A 20,144-nucleotide genomic window follows, 5' to 3' on the forward strand; every position below is an offset into this window, starting at 1 on the left:
TCCGCCGGGCGGCGGTTCAGGCGCCGCCCGACGGGAGCCAGGTGTAGCGGTGTTCCGGGCGGCCGGTCTCGCCGTAGCGCAGGGCCAGCGAGACGCGGCCGGCGCGGTCCAGGAGCTTCAGGTAGCGCTGGGCGGTCTGGCGGCTGATGCCGGCGCGGTCGGCGATCTGCTGGGTGGACAGGGGGCCCTCGGCCGTGCGCAGCACCCGGCGGACCACCTCGGCGGTGGTCGGGGAGTGCCCCTTGGGCAGCTCGTTGGGGGTGCCGGCCGAGGCGAGGGCTCCGAAGATCCGGTCCACCTCGGCCTGTTCGGCCTCGCCGCCGCCGGACAGAGAGCGGCGCAGGGCCGCGTAGGCCTCCAGTTTGGCGCGCAGGCCGGCGAAGGTGAACGGCTTGACCAGGTACTGGAGGGCGCCGAGCCGCATGGCCGCCTGGACGGTGGCCAGGTCCCGGGCGGCCGTGACCATGATCACGTCGGTGTGCCGGCCCAGCTGGCGCAGACGTCGCACCAGGTCCAGGCCGGTCCCGTCGGGCAGGTAGTGGTCGAGCAGGACCAGGTCCACCGGGCGGGCGGTGAGGAACTCCAGTGCCGCGGCCGCCGAATGGGCCTCGCCCGACACCTGGAACCCGGGAACCTTCGCCACGTACGCCGCGTTGATACGGGCAACACGCATGTCGTCGTCGACGACCAATACGTGGATCGGGGACTCCTTCACCGCAGGGTTCACCGCAAGGCCTCCGGAAGTACGACGGAGAACTCCGCCCCTCCGTCCTCTGCTTCACCGGCCCGGGCGCTTCCGCCCTGCCGCTCCGCGAGGCGGCGTACGAGGGCGAGGCCCAGCCCGCGCTCGCGGTGGGCCGCGGGCTGCTTGGTCGACCAGCCCTCCGTGAAGATCTCCTCGCGGCGCCCGGCGGGGATCCCGGGGCCGCTGTCGCGCACGCGGAGGACGGCGGTGCGTCCTTCCGCGCGGATGCCGACCTCGACCAGGGGCGCGGTGGAGCCGGCCGCCGCGTCCAGGGCGTTGTCGACGAGGTTGCCGAGGATCGTGACGAGGCCGCCCGGGTCCACCAGGCGGTCGGGAAGGAGGGAGTCCGGGGCGAGGCGCAGCGGGACACCGCGTTCCGCCGCGACGGTGGCCTTGCCCACCAGCAGTGCGGCCAGCAGGGGGTCGTGGACCTTTTCGGTGACCTGCTCGGCCGTGGTGCGGTGCACGCCCACGACCTCGGTCACGAACGCCTTCGCTTCCTCGTGCAGCCCCAGCTCGAGGAGGCCGAGGAGGGTGTGGAGGTGGTTGGCGTGCTCGTGGTCCTGGGCGCGCAGGGCGTCGATCAGGCCCTTGGTGGAGTCGAGCTCGCGGCTCAGGTGCTCCAGTTCGGTGCGGTCGCGCAGGGTGGCGACGGCCCCGCCGTCGGCCGTGGGCATCCGGTTGGCGACCAGGACGCGCGGGCCCTGGACGGTCAGCAGGTCGCGGCCGGTGACGCGGCCCGCCAGGACGTCGCTGGTGCGGCCGGCGCCGAGGACCTCGTCCAGGGGGCGGCCGGCCAGGGCGTCCGCGCGGTCCTGGTCGAGGCCCAGCAGCCGGGCCGCCTCGTCGTTGACGAGGCGTACCCGGTCGTCGTGGTCGAGGGCGATCACGCCCTCGCGGATGGAGTGCAGCATCGCCTCGCGTTCCGCGAGGAGGCCGGCGATGTCGGAGAAGGCCAGGTCCCGGGTCTGCCGTTGGATCCGGCGGGAGAGGAGGAAGGCGGCGAGCGCGCCGGCGGCCAGAGCGCCGCCGGCGTAGGCGAGGAGGCCGGGGATGGCGCCGAGCAGCCGTTCGCGCACGCTGTCGTAGGCGATGCCGACGGAGACGGCTCCCACGATCTCTCCGTCGGCGGCGACGAGGGGGACCTTGCCGCGGGCGGAGCGGCCGAGGGTGCCCTGGTCGATCTCCATCACCTCGTGGCCGGCGAGGGCGTCGGCCGGGTCGGTGGAGACGGGCAGTCCGATGCGGTCGGGGCTGGGGTGGGAGCGGCGGATCCCCTTCAGGTCGAGGACGACGACGTACTCGGCTCCGGTCGCGCGGCGGATCCGCTCGGCCGCGGCCTGGACGGGGCTGTCGGCGGTGGGCCCCGACGCGAGCAGGCCGGCGGCCAGGGCGGGGTCCGCCGCCGCGCTCTGCGCGATGGCCAGTGCGCGCCGCATCGCCTGGTCGTCCAGCTGGTGGCTCAGGGGCGCCAGGAAGAGCCCCGTGGCCAGGACGAGGACCCCGGCGGCGATGGCCAGCTGGGTGAGCAGGATCTGCGAGACGGCGCGTCGGGGCAGGCCGAGGCGCCGGACGCGCAGGGGGAGGAACCGCATGACTGGTAACCGTAGGTCGGCGGGCGCGGAAGCGGAACGGCCGTCGCTCAGGTCCCCCCGGGCGGTCACCGACCGTGAACGGGCCGCGGTCCGGTCACCGCCGGGCAGCACCCCGGGCCCGCTGCGGGGGACCAGGTGCCGGATAGCTCCTGAACGTCCAGCAGGGATGGGGATGACGATCAGGAAGGGGGCGGAGGTGGTTCTCTGTCTTTTGGCAGAGGGGTGGATCGGCCGTGAGGCGCATGCCATCGCCGGTTGCGGAATCGATACTGGTCAGCGTGGTGAGCTCTCCGTTCCGTGTCCGTCGTCCGCTCCGGGGCCCCGTGCGCGCGGTGGCGGAGACGGGCTGGGTGCTGCTCGCCGGGCTCGGAGTGTGGGCGGTGGTCGGCTCCCTCGGTGTGCTCCCGCGCCCGTACCTCCAGCTGCCCGCGCTGGCCGTCGCCGGGTGCCTGTTCCCGCTGCGGCGCCGCTGCCCGGTGCCCGTCCTCCTCGTCCTCGCCGCGCTGACCGGGGTGGCCTCGTGCGTCGGCCCGGTCAGCGCGGCGACCGCGTACACAGTGGCCCGGCGGACGGTGCGGGCGCGGACGCGGGCCCGGCTGCTGGGCGCGGCGGCCGCCCTGCTGGTGGTGTGCGCGACGCTCTGCGCGCCCTGGCTCGGCCCGGGGCCACTGCCGTACGGGCCGGCGCTCGGGCTGGTCCTGACGCCGACCGCCGTCCTCGTCCCGGGCCTGGTCGGCACCTCGTACGGGCAGCAGCGGCGGCTGGTGCGGGCGCTGCGCGAGCGCGGGGACGCGGCCGAGCGGGCTCGCCGGCTCGCCGACAGCGAGGCCCGCACCCATGAGCGCTCCCGGATCGCCGCCGAGATGCACGACCTGCTGGGGCACCGGCTCAGCCTCATCTCCCTGCACGCGGGCGGCCTGGAGCTGGCCCTGGAGCGCGCCGATCCCGAGCTGCGCGAGGAGGCCGTCCTGGTGCGGCGGACCACCCGGGACGCCCTGCGCGAGCTGCGCCAGGCCCTCGGGGTGCTCGGGCCGCTGGGCCGGGACACCGGGCCGGATGCCCTCACCGACGCCACCGGCACCCGCGCCGACATCGAGGCCCTGGTGGCGGGGTCGCGGGACGGCGGCATCGCCGTACGGCTCGACTGGACGGGTCCGGACCTCGACGCCCGACCGGCGGGGGTGCGGCGGGCGGTGCACCGGGTGGTGCGGGAATCGCTGACCAACGTCCACCGGTACGCCGGCGCGGCGCACGTCGCCGTCACCGTCGCGCACGACGAGGAGACCGTACGGGTCACCGTCCGCAACGGCGCTCCGCCCGCCGCCTCCGCCCCCGCGCGCGCTCTGGGCACCGGCCGCGGCCTCACCGGTCTGCGCGAGCGCGTGGAACTGCTGGGCGGTACCTTCGCCGCCGCCCCGCTGCCGTCCGGCGGCTTCCGGGTGGAGGCCGTCCTGCCCGCCGAACCGGGCGAGGCCCCCGCCCCCAGAAGGGAGGAGGTCCCCGGCGCAGGTGACGGCGTCCCCGCCGAGCCGCCCCCGGCCGAACGCGGCACCGCGCAGGCGCTGACGCTGGCCCTCGGGCTGGCGGGGCTGAGCGTGCTGACGGCCCTCGGGACCCTCTTCGTCTACGCCACCGCCCCGCACCGGGACGCGGGACCCCGCCCGCTGCCCCGGGTCGGCATGACCTACGGCGACGTGATGGGGAGCGGAGTCAGCGACAACGCGGCGGTCCGGGCCGCGGCCACCGGCCGTGAACCGCCGCGCCCGCCCGGCACGGCCGGCTGCGTGTACCCGTTCAACGGGGCCACCGAGTCCCGCCCCGGTTCCCTGACCATCGCCCGCTACTGCTTCGACGCCGCGCAACGCCTCGTCGCCATCGACCGCTTCACCGTCCCGTCGGTCCGCGACGCCACACCCTGGGAGATCCCGTGACCGAGTCCGCCGGCCCGATCCGCGTGCTGCTCGCCGACGACGAGGCGATGATCCGGGCCGGGGTGCGCCTGATCCTGCGGCACGCCGACGGCATCGAGGTCGTCGCCGAGGCCCCCGACGGGCGGCAGGCCGTCGAACTGGCCGCCGTGCACCGCCCGGACGTCGTCCTGCTGGACGTCCGGATGCCGGTCCTCGACGGGCTGGCCGCGATCGCCCCGCTGCTCGCCCTCGACCCGGCGCCGCGCGTGGTGATGCTGACGACCTTCGGCGACGACGACAACGTGGTCCGGGCGCTGCGGGAGGGGGCCGCCGGGTTCCTGCTGAAGGACGAGGGGCCGCAGGAGCTGATCAGCGCGGTCCGGGCGGCCGCCGCCGGGGACGCCGTGCTCTCCCCGGGGGTGACCGGGGCCGTGATCTCCCGGATGCTGACGGCAGGTGGGCCGCACGGCGCCGCGGGCCCGCCCGAGGACGACCGGATCGCCCGGCTGACCGGCCGGGAGCGGGAGGTCCTGGCCATGCTCGGCGAGGGCCTGTCGAACCAGGGCATCGCCGCCCGGCTCGGCATCGGGACCGGCACCGTCAAGACCCATGTGGGCGCCATCCTCGACAAGACCGGCTCGGCGAGCCGGGTCCAGGCGGCGCTGCTGGCCCACCGGACCGGCCTGGCCTCCTGAGCCCCCGGGCATAGGCGCGGCGGCCCGGACCTCTGCCTTCCGGCAGAGCCCGGCCGCCCGGCACCTGTCTTGCGGCAGAGGCCGACTCGCGCCTTGCGGGCGATGTTTACGCAGGTCAGAGCCATGACGATGGATCCATGTCACGGACCTTCCCGCCTTTTGAAACCCCCTCTCCCTCCGGTGCGGCCCTGCCGGAGCCGGCCGCCCGGGCCATCGGCCTGACCAAGACGTACGGCACGGGCGAGACCCGGGTCACCGCGCTGGACGCGGTGACGGTGGACTTCGCCCGGGGCCGGTTCACCGCCGTCATGGGCCCCTCCGGATCCGGCAAGTCCACGCTGATGCACTGCATGGCCGGCCTGGACCCCGTCACCTCGGGCTCGGCCCGGATCGGCGGGGTCGAGCTGTCCTCCCTGGACGACCGCCGGCTGACCCGGCTGCGGCGCGAGAAGATCGGCTTCGTCTTCCAGGGCTTCAACCTGATGCCGACCCTCACCGCGCTGGAGAACATCACCCTGTCGCTGAGGCTGGCCGGCCGGCGGCCCGACGCCTCCTGGCTGGACACCGTCGTCGCCACCGTCGGCCTCTCCGGCCGGCTCGCGCACCGCCCCGCCGAACTCTCCGGCGGCCAGCAGCAGCGCGTGGCGGTGGCCCGCGCCCTGGCGTCCCGGCCGGAGATCGTCTTCGCCGACGAGCCGACCGGCAACCTCGACTCCCGCTCCGGTGCGGAGGTCCTCGGCTTCCTGCGCGACTCGGTGCGCGAACTCGGCCAGAGCGTGGTGATGGTCACCCACGACCCGGTGGCCGCGGCCCACGCCGACCGGGTGGTGTTCCTCGCCGACGGCCGCCTGGTGGACGAACTGCACGAGCCGACCTCCGGGGCCGTGCTCGACCGGATGCTCGCCTTCGACGCCCGCGGCCGCACCTCCTGAGCCGCCCGCCACCCCCTCCTCCCGCCCGCCGCGCCACACCTCCCGAAAGCCCGCCATGCTGCGAACAGCCCTGCGCAACGCCCTTGCGCACAAGGCCCGTCTGGCCATGACCGTCCTCGCGGTCTGCCTCGGGGTCGCGTTCATCTCCGGCTCACTCGTCTTCGCCGACTCCACCACCGCCGCCTACCGCGCCTCCATGGCCCGCGACCACGCCGGGACCGCGGTCACCGTGGACCCCAAGTACCCGCTGGGAGCCCCCGCGGACCAGCGCGAGTCCGTCCTCGACGACGCGCTCGTGGCCAGGCTGGCCGCCGTCCCCGGCGTCGGCGCGGCCCGCCCCTCCGTCGACGGCTCGGCCACCCTGGCCGGCAAGGACGGCTCCCCGCTGCGCGCCGGCAACACCATGGGGAAACTGGCCGCCGCCTACATCCCCGGCGCCGACGGCAAGGACGCCCGCTACCCCCTGACCGCCGGACGGGCCCCGCGCACCTCCGGGGAGGTGGCCCTCGACCGGGGCACCGCCGACGCCGGCTCCTACTCCCTCGGCGACACCGTCACCCTGGCCACCGACGGCCCGGTGCTGCGGCTGCGGCTGGTCGGCATCGTCTCCACCACCGACACCCGCGTCACCTCCGGCGGCACCCTCGCCGTACTCGACCGGGCCACCGCCCAGGAACTGTTCGCCACCCCGGGCCGTTACACCGGTATCGACCTCTCCGCGGCGCCCGGCACCACCCCGCAGGAACTCGCCGGGCGCATCGGCGCCCTCCTCCCGGCCGACCGGGCCGAGGCGACCACCGCCGCCGCCCTCGCCGCCCAGCAGTCCGTCTTCATCGACAGCAGGACCAGCAGTTACGCCCGGCTGCCCCTGATCTTCGCCGTGGTGTCCCTGTTCATCGGCTCGTTCCTCATCGTCAACACCTTCACCATGCTCGTCACCCGGCGCTCCCGGGAGATCGCTCTGCTGCGCGCGATCGGCGCCACCCGACGGCAGGTGACCGCGTCCGTCCTCGCCGAGGCGGCCCTGGTCGGGTTCCTCGCCTCGGTGCTCGGCTTCGTCCTCGGGCTCGGCGTCGCCGCGGTCCTGCCCGACGCCCTCGGCGGGGCGGACGATCCGCTGCCGCGGGGCCCGCTGGTGGTCGGCCCCGCGCCGGTACTCGCCTCCCTGGCCGTAGGCGTCGGCGTCACGGTCCTCGCCGCGTGGCTGCCCTCCCGCCGGGCGGCCCGCATCGCCCCCGTCGAGGCGATGCGCACCGCCGACCGGCCCCCCTCCGTCGCCCTGTCCCGGATCCGCGGCGCGGCCGGTGCGGCCGTGCTCCTCGTCGGCGCCGGGCTGCTGGTCTCGCTGGAAGGCGCCGAGAACGCCTCGGACGCGAACCTGCGGACCGCGATGTCCGGCTGCGCGATCCTCGTGACCGGGCTCATCCTGCTGGCCCCGCTCCTGGCGGGCCCGGTGATCCGCCTGCTCGGCCGGCTGACCGGCCGCTTCGGGGTCGTGGGCGACCTGGCCCGCGACAACGCCCTGCGCGACCCCCGGCGTACGGCGGCCACCGCCGTCGCCCTGATGATCAGCACCGCCCTGGTCTGCGGGCTCGCCGTCATCGAGCACTCCTCCAGCCGCGCCCTGGACTCCCAGGCGGCGGCCGGGCTGAGCGCCGACTACGTCGTCAGCACCCGCGGCAACACCACCACCATCGACCCGGCCGCCGTCCGGCGGATCGCCGCCCTGCCCGGGGTGTCCACGGCCTCGGCCGTCGCGGACTCCACCTTCTCGGCCGGGGCCTCCGCCCGGCAGGTCTCCGGTGTCGACCCCAAGACCGTGGGGGCCGTCATGAAGCTGCGCTTCACCAGCGGTTCGGCCACCGCCGTCGGACCGGGCCGGATCGCCGTCTCCAGCAGCTTCGCCCGTGAGAACCGGCTCGTCACAGGCGGACGGATCGACGGGAGCATCGGGCCCGGACAGGGCGACCGCGACCGGTCCTTCACCGTCGTCGGGATCTACGAGGACAACCCCACCGCCCAGGACGTCCTGGCCGACCGCGGTGACGTCCAGCAGCACGGATTCCTGCGCGACTCCGTCCAGCGCGTCCTCGTCCGCACCGAGGCGGGCGCACCCGGCATGGAGAAGCGGCTGCGCGGCGCCGTCGACGACAACCCCCTGCTGAAGGTGCAGGACCGCGGCGCACTCGTCCGGGAACAGGCCGGTGTCGCGGGCGACCTGATGACCATGGTCTTCGGACTGCTCGCCATCGGCGTGGCCATCTCCGCCCTCGGCATGGTCAACACCCTCGCCATGTCCGTCGCCGAACGCACCCGGGAGATCGGCGTCCTGCGCGCGATCGGCATGGACCGCGCCGGCATCCGCCGGATGATCGGGCTCGAAGCGCTCGCCGTCGCCGCCTACGGAACCCTGCTGGGCCTGGCCGGCGGCCTGTTCGGGGCGTGGAAGGTCAGCGGACTCGCCAGCGGGGCCATTCCCCAGTACACGTTCTCCCTGCCCTGGGGGACCCTCGCCCTGGTCGTCGCCCTCTCGCTCGCCGTCGGCGCCGCGGCGGCCGCGCTCCCGGCCCGCCGGGCCGCCGCGCTCGGCCCGCTGCGGGCGGTGTCCGGAGGCTGAGCCCGGCGGCGGCCGCCGCCCTGCCGGTGCCGGTGCCGGTGCCGGTGCGGGGCCGGGCCGCGTCGGCCGGCTGGATGCTCGAGCTCCAGGGCGCTCCGCCCGCGCGGGCCACCGGCTCGCACCGGGCGCAGGTGTCCGGCCTGCGCCGCCACCTCGGCCGGCTCCCGGGCGCTGTGGTCGCCGTCCTGGGGCGGCTGAGGTCAGGGGGTCAGGGGGTCGGACGGGGCGGCCGCGGGCCCGTGTAGTGGCCGCTGGGCCGCATCCGCAGGGGCCGTTCCTGGTACTCCTCCAGCGCGTGCGCGACCCACCCGGCCGTCCGGGCCACCGCGAACACGGTCTCCCCGGCCTCGGCGGTCATCCCGCAGGACAGCGTCAGCACCGCCAGCGCCAGGTCGACGTTCGGGTGCAGCCCGTGCCGGGCCATCACCGCCGCCACCTCGCGCGCCGCGCCCAGGGCGGCGGCGGCCTGGGGCAGTTCCTCCAGCCGCCCGAACAGCGCCCGCGCCCGCGGGTCCTCGCCCCGGTACAGGCGGTGGCCGAACCCCGGCACCCGGCGGCCCGCGCGCAGGTACTCCGCCACCACCGGGGCGGCGCCGCCCCGTTCCGCCACCTCCTCCAGCATCCGGTGCGCGAGCCGGCCCGCCGCCCCGTGCAGGGGGCCTTCGAGCGCGCCGAGCCCGGCCGAGACGACGGCGTACGGGTGGGCCCGCGCGGAGGCGGCGACCCGTACGGCCAGGGTGGAGGCGGCCAGGTCGTGGTCGACCAGCAGGGCCATGGCCAGGTCCAGGGCGTCCACCGCCACCGGGTCCGGCTCCCGGACGGTCAGCCGGGACCACAGCCGCCAGGCGAGCCGCCCGTCGCCCGGGTGGGCCGGGGCCGCCTCCGGCAGGGCCGTGACCAGCGTCGGGATCAGGCAGCGCGCCGTGCCCAGTACGGCTTCCTCGGACAGGTCGAAGCGCAGCGGGTCGGCGGCCGCCGCGGCGGCCACCGCGACCCGCAGCAGGTCCAGGGGCCCGCTGTGCTCGGGCATCGCGGCCACCGCCCGCCGGGCCGCGGCCAGGGGCTCCGGGGGAGCGGTGAACCGCGCCCCGGGCGCCGGGGACCCCGTCCAGAGCCATTCGGCCACCTCCTCGAAGGCGTACCGGGAGGCCAGCTCGACGGCGTCCACACCGCGGAACCAGTAGCGGTCGGTCTCCGGCTCGATGAGGGTCAGCGCGGTGCGCACGGCGAGCTCCCCCGCGGGGGGACCGGCCGCCTCGCGACGGCTGCGCCGGGCCAGCGCCTCGACCTCGGCCGCGTCGAAGGTGCTCCCGCGCCCGGCCGGGTCCCGGCGGCTGCCGAGCTGGCCCCGGCTGACGTACGCGTACACGGTCGCCGGCTTCACCCCGAGGAGCCGCGCGGCCTCCTGCGTGGTGATCCGGCGGCGGAGGGCCGCCTCCGCGGGAGCGTCGGAGGGGGAGCCGGACGGACGGTCACTCATGACCCACAGCCTACATATATTGATTGGATCAATCTTGACGTGGATCAAATCAATGGTGGATGGTCGATCCATGAACAACACCACCGTCGAAGTGCCCCGCGGTCTCGCGGGAGTCGTGGTCACCGACACGCAGCTCGGTGACGTCCGGGGCCGCGAAGGCTTCTACCACTACCGCCAGTACTCGGCCGTGGAACTGGCCGCGTCCCGCACCTTCGAGGACGTCTGGCACCTGATGTTCCGCGGCGCCCTCCCGGCCGGCCCGGCCGAACGGGCCGCCTTCGCCGCCGAGACCGCCTCACTGCGCCACCTGCCCGCCGAGGTCGGGGAGGCCCTGCCCGCCCTCGCCCGGGCCACCGCCCTCTCCGGACCGCTCGCCGGACTGCGCACGGCACTCTCCCTCCTCGGCGCCTCCGCGGGATTCCGCCCCGTCTACGACCTCGACCCCGACCGCCGGGCCGCCGACGCGCTCGCCGCCTGCGCCGCCGTACCGACCCTGCTCACCGCCCTGCACCGGCTGGGCCGGGGCCTGGAGCCGGTCGCCCCGCGCGACGACCTCCCGTACGCCGCCAACTACCTGTGGATGCTCACCGGAGAGGAGCCCGACCCCGTCAAGGCCCGGGCCGTCGAGCGGTACCTGATCTCCACCGTCGACCACGGCTTCAACGCCTCGACCTTCACCGCCCGCGTCATCGCCTCCACCGGCGCCGACGTCGCGGCCTGCCTCACCGGGGCGATCGGCGCCCTCTCCGGCCCGCTCCACGGCGGCGCGCCCAGCCGGGCCCTGGACACCCTGGACGCCATCGGCACCGCCGACCGCATCGGCCCCTGGATCCGCGAGCGGGTGCTCGCAGGGGACCGGATCATGGGCTTCGGACACCCCGTCTACCGCACCGAGGACCCGCGCTCGCGGATGCTGCGGGACATCGCCCGGCAGTTCGGCGGACCGCTCGTGGAGTTCGCCGTGGAGGTCGAGCGGCAGGTGGAGGAGATCCTCGCCGAGCTGAAGCCGGGCCGGGAGCTGCACACCAACGTGGAGTTCTACGCCGGGGTGGTCATGGAGCTGTGCGGGCTGCCGCGCGAGATGTTCACCCCGACCTTCTGCGCCGCCCGCGTGGTCGGCTGGAGCGCCAACGTCCTGGAGCAGGCCGCCGACTCGAAGATCATCCGTCCGGCCGCGCGCTACACCGGCCCCACCCCGCCCCAGCCCGTACCGTTCGTGGGCTGACTACGATCGTCCGGGTGAACAGCGTCCAGCCCATCCCCGTCGTCGTCCTCTCCGGATTCCTCGGCTCCGGCAAGACCACGGTCCTCAACCACCTCCTCACCCACCGCGGGGGCACCCGGATCGGGGTCGTCGTCAACGACTTCGGCTCCATCGAGATCGACGCCATGTCGGTGGCCGGCCAGGTCGGTGACTCGATGGTCTCCCTCGGCGGCGGCTGCCTGTGCTGCGCGGTCGACGGCAGCGAACTGGACGCCTACCTGGAGAAGCTCGCCGCGCCCGTCCACCGGATCGACGTCATCGTCATCGAGGCCAGCGGGCTCGCCGAGCCCCAGGAGATGATCCGGATGCTGATGGCCAACGAGAACCCGGCCGTCCGCTACGGCGGCCTGGTACAGGTCGTGGACGCCGCCGAGTTCGACGCCACGCGGGCCGCGCACCCCGAGACCGACCGCCACCTGGCCGTCGCCGACCTGGTGGTGCTCAACAAGACCGACCGGGTCGACGCCGCCGAACGGGCCCGCATCGAGGCGGAGCTGGCCGCGCTCGCCGCCCCCGGCACCCCGCTGGTCGGCGCCGACCACGGGCGGATCGACCCGGAACTCCTCTTCGACCGCCGCCCCTGGACCGAGACCCGCGGACAGCTCTCCTTCGAGGACCTCCTCGCGGAGGCCGGCGAGCACGGGCCCGGGGACGAGGAGGAGCACGCCGGGCACGCGCACGCGGCGTACGAGAGCGTCTCGTTCACCACCGACCAGGCCCTCTCCCCGCGCCGGTTCATCGACTTCCTCGACCGCCGCCCCGCCGGCCTCTACCGCGTCAAGGGCTTCGTCTGGTTCGGGGTCCCCGGCCACCGGGAGCGCTACGAGGTCCACGCCGTCGGCCGCTTCCTGCGCTTCGACCCCGGCCCCTGGGGCCAGGGCGAACCCCGCCGCACCCAGCTCGTCCTGATCGGCAAGGGCATCGACGGCCCGGGCCTGCTGGGCGAACTGGAGGCCTGCCGCGAGGCCGACCCCGGGCGGGCACTCCCGGAGAGCATGTGGGCAGTGCTGCGCTACGTACCCCGGCCGCCGGAAGGCGACGTCGAGGACCCCGCGTAGGCCGTCTCTTCCGGATCTCGCCTGGCCCGCGCCGACCGGCAAGATCCGAAAGAGACGGCCTAAGCGACCTCGACGCCGTACTCGCGCAGCAGGTCCTCCAGGCCGCCCCGGTAGCCCTTGCCGCCGATGACGAACTTCCAGTCGCCGTTCGGGCGGCGCCGGAACGAGCCCAGTACCAGGGCCGTCTCGCCCGCCCTGCCGTCCGAGACCTCCAGCCGGTCGAGCTCCTGCCCGGACGCGTCCAGCAGCCGGATCCGGGCGTCGGTGAAGCCGGCCAGGTCGGCGTGCGGGTCGGCCTCCGGGTCGATCGCGGCCACCAGCACGAGCCGGTCGGCACGCTGCGGCAGCGCGTCGAAGCCGACCTCGACGGCCGCCTTGTCGGGGGCCGCGTGCGGGCGGGAGCGCACCGAACCGTCGGGGGTGCGCGGGTTGTTGAAGAAGACGAAGTGGTCCTCGCTCAGTACCCGGCCGCCCTCGCACACCAGCGCGCACACGTCGAGCGCCACCCGGCCCGACCAGTCCATGCCCAGCACGTTGAACCCGTCGGGCACGGGGGCCGCGGCGGGCACGGCCGGCGTACCGGCCGGGAAGCGGGTGTCCGGCAGGGTGGGCGCGTCCGCCGCGGGGCCCCGCTGCGCCGGGACCTGAGCGCCGCCGAGGCGGCCCCGCAGCCCGTACCGGTGCAGCAGGTCCACCAGGTCCGCACCGGGAACCAACTCCAGCGGCTTGCCGTTGGCAAAGGTGTACGACCCGGGCCCGAAGGACGCGGTGGTGACCAGCACCCCCTTGTTCGCCCCCTTGTCCTGGACCGTGCCGTACAGGTCCCGGACCGCCGTCGGCGGGACGGTGTTGCGGTACCGCTTGACCTGCACCACGATCCGCCCGCCCCGGATCGGGGCCGGGTCCACCGCCTCCACGTCCACGCCGCCGTCGCCCGAGCGCTGCGTGGTCACCGCCTCCATGCCCATCGCCCGGAACAGTTCGGCGACCAGGTTCTCGAAGGCGATCGGATCCATCTGGAACAGGTCCGGCTCGTCCTCGCCGTCACCGCCGGCCTGTCCGCCGTGGCTGACCACGCCCCCGCCGACCTCGTCCGGCCGGCGGCCCGCCCGTACGGCCGTCAGCTGGTCCGGCCGCGCCGACAACTGCCCGCGCAGGCCCTCGACCAGGCAGTCCACCGCGCTCACCTGCTCCAGCCGCAGCCCGCGGAAGGCGCTCCGCGGTGCCTGCACCGAGGCCAGGACGAGCTGTGCCTCACGGCCCGTCACCGGATCGTGGTCGTCCACGAAGCCGTTGACGACCACCGAGTCCAGCGCCCCGAACTCGTCCGCCGCGTACACCTCGTGCAGCACCAGCAGCAGGCACTGGGCCAGCAGGTCCCGGTACAGCGCCCGGCGCTGCGTCACGGGCCGGGCCGTCTCCTTGTCCTGGTCCGTGCCCGGCACGTACCGCACGGACTTCGCCGCGGGCACCACCTCGTAGCGCGGCAGCTCCCAGTCGAGCACCAGCTGCCGCATCGCCGGGTCGTACGCCGCGGACACCTGGTGCGGCAGGTCCTCCGGCCAGGCCGTCGAGGCGTACAGGGCGGCCGAGAAGTACTCCACCGCCGCCTCCGGGTCGCCCGCGCGCAGCGAGGCGGCCAGCTCGGTGAGCCCGCTGTTGTGGCGGCAGATCCCGGCGAGCTGATCGGCGGCCCAGCGGTCGTACTGCCGCCGGTACGCCTCCAGCTGCCGCAGCCGCTCCTGCTCCGCCGCGTGCGCCGCCTGCCAGGCCTGCGTGTACCGGTCGTGCGCCTCCCGTTCCGCCTGGGCGCGGCGGCCCGAGCCGAGGGTCCAGCCGCTGCTCTGCTGCTGGAAGTCCCGCAGCTGCGGCATGGGCACGGGATGCGCGAGCCGGCCCGGGGCGAAGGGTTCCAGCTGCTCGGAGCGGACCAGGGAGGCCATCCGGAACGCGGGCGCCCGGCAGCCCGAGGCCAGCAGCCCCTGCAGGACGGCGACCTCCGCGTCGAGCCGCTCGGTGGCCCGCCGCGCCTCGGCCTCCCGGTGCTGCTTGTAGGCGGCCTGCTGCTCGCGCCGGCCCCGGGCGGCCTCCCGTTCGTACTCCCGCCGCCGTCGCTCCGCCTCACGCTGCTGGATCAGCTGCGTCCGCTGCTGCTGGCGCTGGGCCTCGGCCCAGACCCCGATCAGCCCGCTCGACCGACGACTCATCAGCTCTGCTCTCCCCCCACCCGCGTGTACCGGGAAAACAGTAGTCGGCGCATGGGGGGAGGCGGGCCGGGGTCACGGCACGGGGCGGGCGCCGAAGACGCCCGCCCCGGACGCCGGGTACGCCGTACGCCGCTACAGCGCGGCCCCCGCCAGCACCGCGACCTCGGCCGGGAGCGCGGCGCCCGAGCCGTCACGGCGCGGGTCCGGGGCCGGGAGCGCGGCCGGGGTGCCGTTCGCGGCGGCCGCGCGGGCCGGGGCGTTGCCCGCCCAGGCCAGCACCAGCACGTCCTCGCCCTTCAGGAACCGCTGGCAGCGCACACCGCCGGTGGCCCGGCCCTTGCGCGGGTACTGGTCGAACGGGGTCAGCTTGCCCGAGCTCGGCGAGCCCTCGAGGGTCCCCTGCCCGCCCGCCACCGTGAACACCAGGGCGTCCCGGGCCGGGTCCACCGCCGAGAAGTGGATCACCTTGGCGTTCCCCGAGAGCTTGATGCCCGCCATACCGCCCGCCGGGCGGCCCTGGGGGCGCACCTGGGCGGCCGGGTAGCGCAGCAGCTGGGCGTCGTCGGTGATGAAGACCAGGTCCTCCTCGCCGGTGCGCAGCTCGACCGCGCCGATGATCCGGTCACCCTCCTTGAGGGTGATGACCTCCAGCTCGTCCTTGTTGGCCGGGTAGTCCGGCACGACCCGCTTGACCACGCCCTGCTCGGTGCCCAGGGCCAGGCCCTGCGAGGACTCGTCCAGCGAGGTCAGGCAGACCACCGTCTCGTCGGCCTCCAGCCCGGAGACGAACTCCGAGACCGGGGCCCCGCCCGCCAGGTTCGGCGCGGCGTGCGTGTCGGGCAGCTGCGGCAGGTCGATCACCGACAGCCGCAGCAGGCGCCCGTAGGAGGTCACCACGCCCACATCGGCCCGGGCGGTCGCGGCCACCTGCGAGACGATCAGGTCGTGCTTGGCGCGGGCGGCGCCCTCGTCCGCCGCCGGCGGCTCGGCGTTCGCCGTACGGGCCAGCAGGCCCGTGGACGACAGCAGCACCCGGCAGGGGTCGTCCGCGACCTCCAGCGGCACGGCGGCCACGGCCGTACCCGCCGACTCCAGCAGCACGGTACGGCGCGGGGTCCCGAACTTCTTGGCGACCGACGCCAGTTCCGAGGAGACCAGCTTGCGCAGCTCCGCGTCCGAATCCAGGATCCGGGTCAGCTCCTCGATCTCCGCGGTCAGCCGGTCGCGCTCGGACTCCAGCTCGATCCGGTCGAAGCGGGTGAGCCGGCGCAGCGGGGTGTCCAGGATGTACTGGGTCTGGATCTCGCTCAGCGAGAAGCGCTCCATCAGGCGCTCCTTGGCCTGGGCGGAGTTGTCGCTGTCACGGATGAGGCGGATGACCTCGTCGATGTCGAGCAGGGCCACCAGCAGGCCCTCGACCAGGTGCAGCCGGTCGCGCCGCTTGCCGCGGCGGAACTCGCTGCGCCGGCGCACGACCTCGAAGCGGTGGTCCAGGTAGACCTCCAGCAGCTCCTTCAGACCCATCGTCAGGGGCTGCCCGTCGACCAGTGCGACGTTGTTGATGCCGAAGGACTCCTCCATCGGCGTCAGCTTGTACAGCTGCTCCAGCACGGCCTCCGGGTGGAAACCGTTCTTGATCTCGATGACCAGGCGCAGGCCGTGCGCCCGGTCCGTGAGGTCCTTGACGTCGGCGATGCCCTGGAGCTTCTTCGAGCCGACCAGGTCCTTGATCTTCGCGATGACCTTCTCGGGGCCGACCGTGAAGGGCAGCTCGGTGACGACCAGGCCCTTGCGGCGGGCCGTCACGTCCTCCACGGAGACCGTCGCGCGGATCTTGAACGTGCCCCGGCCGCTCTCGTAGGCGTCCTTGATGCCGGACAGGCCCACGATCCGTCCGCCGGTGGGCAGGTCGGGGCCCGGGACGAAGCGCATCAGCGCCTCGAGGTCCGCCTCCGGGTAGCGGATCAGGTGGCGGGCGGCCGCGATGACCTCGCCGAGGTTGTGCGGGGCCATGTTCGTGGCCATGCCGACGGCGATCCCGGACGCGCCGTTGACCAGCAGGTTCGGGTAGGCGGCCGGCAGGGTGACGGGCTCGCGCTCCTGGCCGTCGTAGTTGGCGGTGAAGTCGACGGTGTCCTCGTCGATCGACTCCGTCATCAGCGACGTGGCGTCGGCCATCCGGCACTCGGTGTAACGCATCGCCGCCGGCGGGTCGTCGTTGCCGAGGGAGCCGAAGTTGCCGTGCCCGTCGACCAGCGGCAGCCGCATCGAGAAGGGCTGGGCCATGCGCACGAGGGCGTCGTAGATCGACTGGTCCCCGTGCGGGTGCAGCTTGCCCATGACCTCGCCGACGACGCGGGCGCACTTCACGTACCCGCGGTCGGGGCGCAGGCCCATCTCGCTCATCTGGTAGACGATGCGCCGGTGCACCGGCTTCATGCCGTCCCGGGCGTCCGGCAGGGCCCGGGAGTAGATCACCGAGTACGCGTACTCGAGGAAGGAGCCCTGCATTTCGTCGACGACGTCGATGTCGAGGATCCTCTCCTCGAAATCCTCCGGCGGCGGGGTCTTCGTGCTGCGGCGGGCCATCGCTGCGGCGCTCCTAACCAAGATCGGGGGGTGGTACGTGCTGGGGTGTGCGACGGGGTCGACGCGGACCATTGTGGCCCCAGGCACCGACAACGCCGACTCCGACCCTGGCGAGCACCCCCTGGACGGAGCCCTCGGGGGAGTGAGGGCCGGGAACTTCTCCGCGCACCTGCGCGCTTGCATACAGTGGCAGGTCGATAAGAAATCTCTGCATCGCGATCGAAGGGACCACATGCCCATGGGTCACACGGCCACAGCTCAGGCCGGCTCCGGCGGCCTGACAGCGACCGAGCACCGGCTGGCCAACGGCCTGCGCGTGGTGCTGTCCGAGGACCACCTCACCCCGGTCGCCGCCGTCTGCCTCTGGTACGACGTCGGCTCGCGCCACGAAGTCAAGGGGCGGACCGGTCTGGCTCACCTCTTCGAGCACCTGATGTTCCAGGGATCGGCGAGCGTACCGGGCAACGGGCACTTCGAGCTCGTCCAGGGCGCCGGCGGCTCGCTGAACGGCACCACCAGCTTCGAGCGCACGAACTACTTCGAGACGATGCCCGCCCACCAGCTGGAGCTCGCCCTGTGGCTGGAGGCGGACCGCATGGGCTCGCTGCTGGCCGCCCTGGACGAGGAGTCCATGGAGAACCAGCGCGACGTCGTCAAGAACGAGCGCCGCCAGCGCTACGACAACGTCCCGTACGGCACGGCGTTCGAGCGCCTGACGGCCCTCGCCTACCCCGAGGGCCACCCGTACCACCACACCCCGATCGGCTCCATGGCCGACCTGGACGCCGCCTCCCTCGAGGACGCCCGGAACTTCTTCCGCACGTACTACGCGCCCAACAACGCCGTCCTGTCGGTCGTGGGCGACATCGACCCCGAGCGCACCCTCGCCTGGGTCGAGAAGTACTTCGGCAGCATCCCGGCGCACGACGGCAAGCAGCCGCCCCGCGACGGCACCCTCCCCGAGACCATGGGCGGGCAGCTGCGCGAGGAGATCGTCGAGGAGGTCCCGGCCCGCGCGCTGATGGCGGCCTACCGCCTCCCGCACGACGGCACCCGCGCGTGCGACGCGGCCGACGTGGCGTTGACGATCCTCGGCGGGGGCGAGTCCTCCCGCCTGCACAACCGCCTGGTCCGCCGCGACCAGAGCGCCGTCGCGGCCGGTTTCGGCCTGCTGCGGCTGGCCGGCGCGCCCTCCCTGGGCTGGCTGGACGTCAAGACCTCCAGCGGTGTCGAGGTGCCCGCCATCGAGGCGGCCGTGGACGAGGAGCTCGCCCGGTTCGCCGCCGAGGGCCCCACCGCCGACGAGATGGAGCGCGCTCAGGCGCAGCTGGAGCGCGAGTGGCTGGACCGGCTGGGCACCGTCGCCGGCCGCGCCGACGAACTGTGCCGCTTCGCGGTGCTGTTCGGCGACCCGCAGCTGGCGCTGACCGCCGTCGGGCGCGTCCTGGACGTCACCGCCGAGGAGGTGCAGGCCGTGGCCGCCGCCCGGCTGCGCCCCGACAACCGCGCGGTCCTGGTCTACGAGCCGCTGGCCGGCGCCGAAGAGAACGACGAGAGCGACGAGAACGAGGGGGCGGAGCAGTGAGCGACACCGCAGCCGTCACGATGACCTTCCACCCGCGTCCGGAGGCCGGTGAGGCCAAGCCGTGGGCCTTCCCCGCCCCCGAGCGCTCCACCCTGGGCAACGGGCTGACCCTGCTGCGCTGCCACCGCCCCGGCCAGCAGGTCGTCGCGGTCGAGGTCAACCTCGCGGCCCCGCTCGACGCCGAGCCCGCGGGCCTCGACGGCGTGGCCACGATCATGGCCCGCGCCCTGTCGGAGGGCACCGACAAGCACTCCGCCGAGGAGTTCGCCGCCGAGCTGGAGCGCTGCGGCGCCACCCTCGACGCCCACGCCGACCACCCCGGCGTGCGCGTCTCCCTGGAGGTCCCGGCCTCCCGCCTGCCCAAGGCGCTCGGACTGCTCGCCGAGGCGCTGCGCGCGCCCGCGTTCGACGACGGCGAGGTCGCCCGGCTGGTGCGCAACCGGCTCGACGAGATCCCGCACGAGCAGGCCAACCCGCAGCGCCGGGCGGCCAAGGAGCTCTCCAAGGAGCTCTTCCCGGCCACGCTGCGCATGTCCCGCCCGCGCCAGGGCACGGAGGAGACGGTCGCCCGGATCGACTCCGCCGCCGTACGCGCCTTCTACGAGGCCCACGTACGCCCCGCCACCGCCACCGTGGTGATCGTCGGCGACCTGACCGGCATCGACCTGGACGCCGCCCTGGCCGACACCCTGGGCGCCTGGACGGGGGACACCGCCGCCCCCCTGCCGGTGCCGCCGGTGACGGCCGACGACACGGGCCGCGTAATCATCGTGGACCGGCCCGGCGCGGTCCAGACGCAGCTGCTGATCGGCCGGATCGGCCCGGACCGGCACGACATCGTCTGGGCCCCGCAGGTCCTGGGCACGTACTGCCTGGGCGGCACCCTGACCTCCCGTCTGGACAAGGTGCTGCGCGAGGAGAAGGGCTACACCTACGGCGTGCGCGCCTTCGCCCAGGTGCTGCGCTCGACAGCCGACGGCAAGGGAGCCTCGATGCTCGCCATCAGCGGCTCGGTGGACACCCCCAACACCGGCCCGGCGCTGGAGGACCTGTGGCAGGTGCTGCGCACCCTCGCCGCCGAGGGCCTGACGGACGCCGAGCGCGACGTGGCGGTGCAGAACCTGGTGGGCGTGGCCCCGCTGAAGTTCGAGACGGCCGCCTCGGTCGCCGGGACCCTGGCGGACCAGGTGGAGCAGGAGCTGCCGGACGACTACCAGGCGCGGCTGTACGCGCGGCTGGCCGAAACCGGTACGGCGGAGGCCACTTCGGCGGTGGTGAGCGCCTTCCCGGTGGACCGGCTGGTCACCGTCCTGGTGGGCGACGCGGCGCAGATCGAGGAGCCGGTGCTGGCCCTCGGGATCGGTGAGGTCACGGTCGTCACCAACTGACCGGAGGCCGGCCGGCAACTGACCGGTGACCGGCCTGTTTCGAGGGGCCCGGCGGAGCATCCGCCGGGCCCCCTTTGTC

13 protein-coding genes are annotated in these 20,144 nt (G+C 74.6%); 8 read left to right on the top strand and 5 right to left on the bottom strand.

Going from position 1 to position 20,144, the window contains the following annotated elements; translation table 11 throughout:
* Positions 1-16: 16 nt before the first annotated feature.
* Entirely contained in the window at positions 17-727 is a 711-nt protein-coding gene (locus BX286_RS27235) for a response regulator (RefSeq protein WP_261993517.1), read from the bottom strand.
* A complete protein-coding gene (locus tag BX286_RS27240; RefSeq protein ID WP_121016547.1) occupies positions 724-2,340 on the bottom strand; it encodes a sensor histidine kinase in 1,617 nt (538 codons plus the stop codon). The genes BX286_RS27235 and BX286_RS27240 overlap by 4 nt, the downstream gene beginning before the upstream one ends.
* Positions 2,341-2,582: 242 nt before the next feature.
* Here BX286_RS27240 and BX286_RS27245 point away from each other — a divergent pair, with 242 nt between their 5' ends.
* From BX286_RS27245 to BX286_RS27260, 4 genes are all read left to right on the top strand, one after another.
* Positions 2,583-4,271: a sensor histidine kinase gene (locus tag BX286_RS27245; protein ID WP_121016549.1), complete on the top strand. Its 1,689-nt coding sequence runs from the start codon at positions 2,583-2,585 to the stop codon at positions 4,269-4,271.
* Positions 4,268-4,945, top strand: coding sequence for a response regulator transcription factor (locus tag BX286_RS27250; RefSeq protein WP_121016550.1), 678 nt, complete (start codon positions 4,268-4,270; stop codon positions 4,943-4,945). The genes BX286_RS27245 and BX286_RS27250 overlap by 4 nt, the downstream gene beginning before the upstream one ends.
* 137 nt (positions 4,946-5,082) lie before the next feature.
* Positions 5,083-5,877, top strand: a complete 795-nt coding sequence (locus tag BX286_RS27255) for an ABC transporter ATP-binding protein (RefSeq protein WP_121016551.1) — start codon at positions 5,083-5,085, stop codon at positions 5,875-5,877.
* Positions 5,878-5,932: 55 nt separating this feature from the next.
* A complete protein-coding gene (locus BX286_RS27260) occupies positions 5,933-8,494 on the top strand; it encodes an ABC transporter permease (RefSeq protein WP_079430148.1) in 2,562 nt (853 codons plus the stop codon).
* Positions 8,495-8,702: 208 nt separating this feature from the next.
* On the opposite strand, the gene BX286_RS27270 is transcribed toward BX286_RS27260, so the two are convergent.
* Positions 8,703-9,974, bottom strand: a complete 1,272-nt coding sequence (locus BX286_RS27270; protein ID WP_079430150.1) for a citrate synthase — start codon at positions 9,972-9,974, stop codon at positions 8,703-8,705.
* 70 nt (positions 9,975-10,044) lie between these two features.
* On the opposite strand from BX286_RS27270, the gene BX286_RS27275 reads away from it, so the two are divergent.
* Positions 10,045-11,199: a citrate synthase/methylcitrate synthase gene (locus BX286_RS27275; RefSeq protein ID WP_079430151.1), complete on the top strand. Its 1,155-nt coding sequence runs from the start codon at positions 10,045-10,047 to the stop codon at positions 11,197-11,199.
* A gap of 14 nt (positions 11,200-11,213) precedes the next feature.
* Positions 11,214-12,296, top strand: a complete 1,083-nt coding sequence (locus tag BX286_RS27280; protein WP_079430152.1) for a GTP-binding protein — start codon at positions 11,214-11,216, stop codon at positions 12,294-12,296.
* A gap of 59 nt (positions 12,297-12,355) precedes the next feature.
* On the opposite strand, the gene BX286_RS27285 is transcribed toward BX286_RS27280, so the two are convergent.
* On the bottom strand, positions 12,356-14,503 hold the full coding sequence (locus BX286_RS27285; protein WP_187344202.1) for a restriction endonuclease: 2,148 nt from the start codon (positions 14,501-14,503) through the stop codon (positions 12,356-12,358).
* A gap of 132 nt (positions 14,504-14,635) precedes the next feature.
* The gene (locus tag BX286_RS27290) at positions 14,636-17,092 is read right to left on the bottom strand and encodes a DNA topoisomerase (ATP-hydrolyzing) subunit A (protein ID WP_121016554.1); all 2,457 of its coding nucleotides are present in this window, start codon (positions 17,090-17,092) and stop codon (positions 14,636-14,638) included.
* Positions 17,093-17,324: 232 nt separating this feature from the next.
* On the opposite strand from BX286_RS27290, the gene BX286_RS27295 reads away from it, so the two are divergent.
* The gene (locus BX286_RS27295) at positions 17,325-18,677 is read left to right on the top strand and encodes a pitrilysin family protein (protein WP_121016555.1); all 1,353 of its coding nucleotides are present in this window, start codon (positions 17,325-17,327) and stop codon (positions 18,675-18,677) included.
* A 20-nt stretch (positions 18,678-18,697) separates the two neighbouring features.
* Positions 18,698-20,065: a pitrilysin family protein gene (locus BX286_RS27300; protein ID WP_079431992.1), complete on the top strand. Its 1,368-nt coding sequence runs from the start codon at positions 18,698-18,700 to the stop codon at positions 20,063-20,065.
* Positions 20,066-20,144: the final 79 nt, after the last annotated feature.

The organism is Streptomyces sp. 3211.6 (assembly GCF_003634815.1).
GTDB lineage: Bacteria > Actinomycetota > Actinomycetes > Streptomycetales > Streptomycetaceae > Streptomyces > Streptomyces katrae_A.

What these genes read in the sequence shown, in the direction of transcription:
- BX286_RS27240 (WP_121016547.1), bottom strand. Translation starts at nt 2,340, where the DNA reads ATGCGGTTCCTCCCCCTGCGCGTCCGGCGCCTCGGCCTGCCCCGACGC.
- BX286_RS27245 (WP_121016549.1), top strand. Translation starts at nt 2,583, where the DNA reads ATGCCATCGCCGGTTGCGGAATCGATACTGGTCAGCGTGGTGAGCTCT.
- BX286_RS27255 (WP_121016551.1), top strand. Translation starts at nt 5,083, where the DNA reads ATGTCACGGACCTTCCCGCCTTTTGAAACCCCCTCTCCCTCCGGTGCG.
- BX286_RS27260 (WP_079430148.1), top strand. Translation starts at nt 5,933, where the DNA reads ATGCTGCGAACAGCCCTGCGCAACGCCCTTGCGCACAAGGCCCGTCTG.
- BX286_RS27270 (WP_079430150.1), bottom strand. Translation starts at nt 9,974, where the DNA reads ATGAGTGACCGTCCGTCCGGCTCCCCCTCCGACGCTCCCGCGGAGGCG.
- BX286_RS27275 (WP_079430151.1), top strand. Translation starts at nt 10,045, where the DNA reads ATGAACAACACCACCGTCGAAGTGCCCCGCGGTCTCGCGGGAGTCGTG.
- BX286_RS27285 (WP_187344202.1), bottom strand. Translation starts at nt 14,503, where the DNA reads ATGAGTCGTCGGTCGAGCGGGCTGATCGGGGTCTGGGCCGAGGCCCAG.
- BX286_RS27290 (WP_121016554.1), bottom strand. Translation starts at nt 17,092, where the DNA reads ATGGCCCGCCGCAGCACGAAGACCCCGCCGCCGGAGGATTTCGAGGAG.
- BX286_RS27295 (WP_121016555.1), top strand. Translation starts at nt 17,325, where the DNA reads ATGCCCATGGGTCACACGGCCACAGCTCAGGCCGGCTCCGGCGGCCTG.
- BX286_RS27300 (WP_079431992.1), top strand. Translation starts at nt 18,698, where the DNA reads ATGACCTTCCACCCGCGTCCGGAGGCCGGTGAGGCCAAGCCGTGGGCC.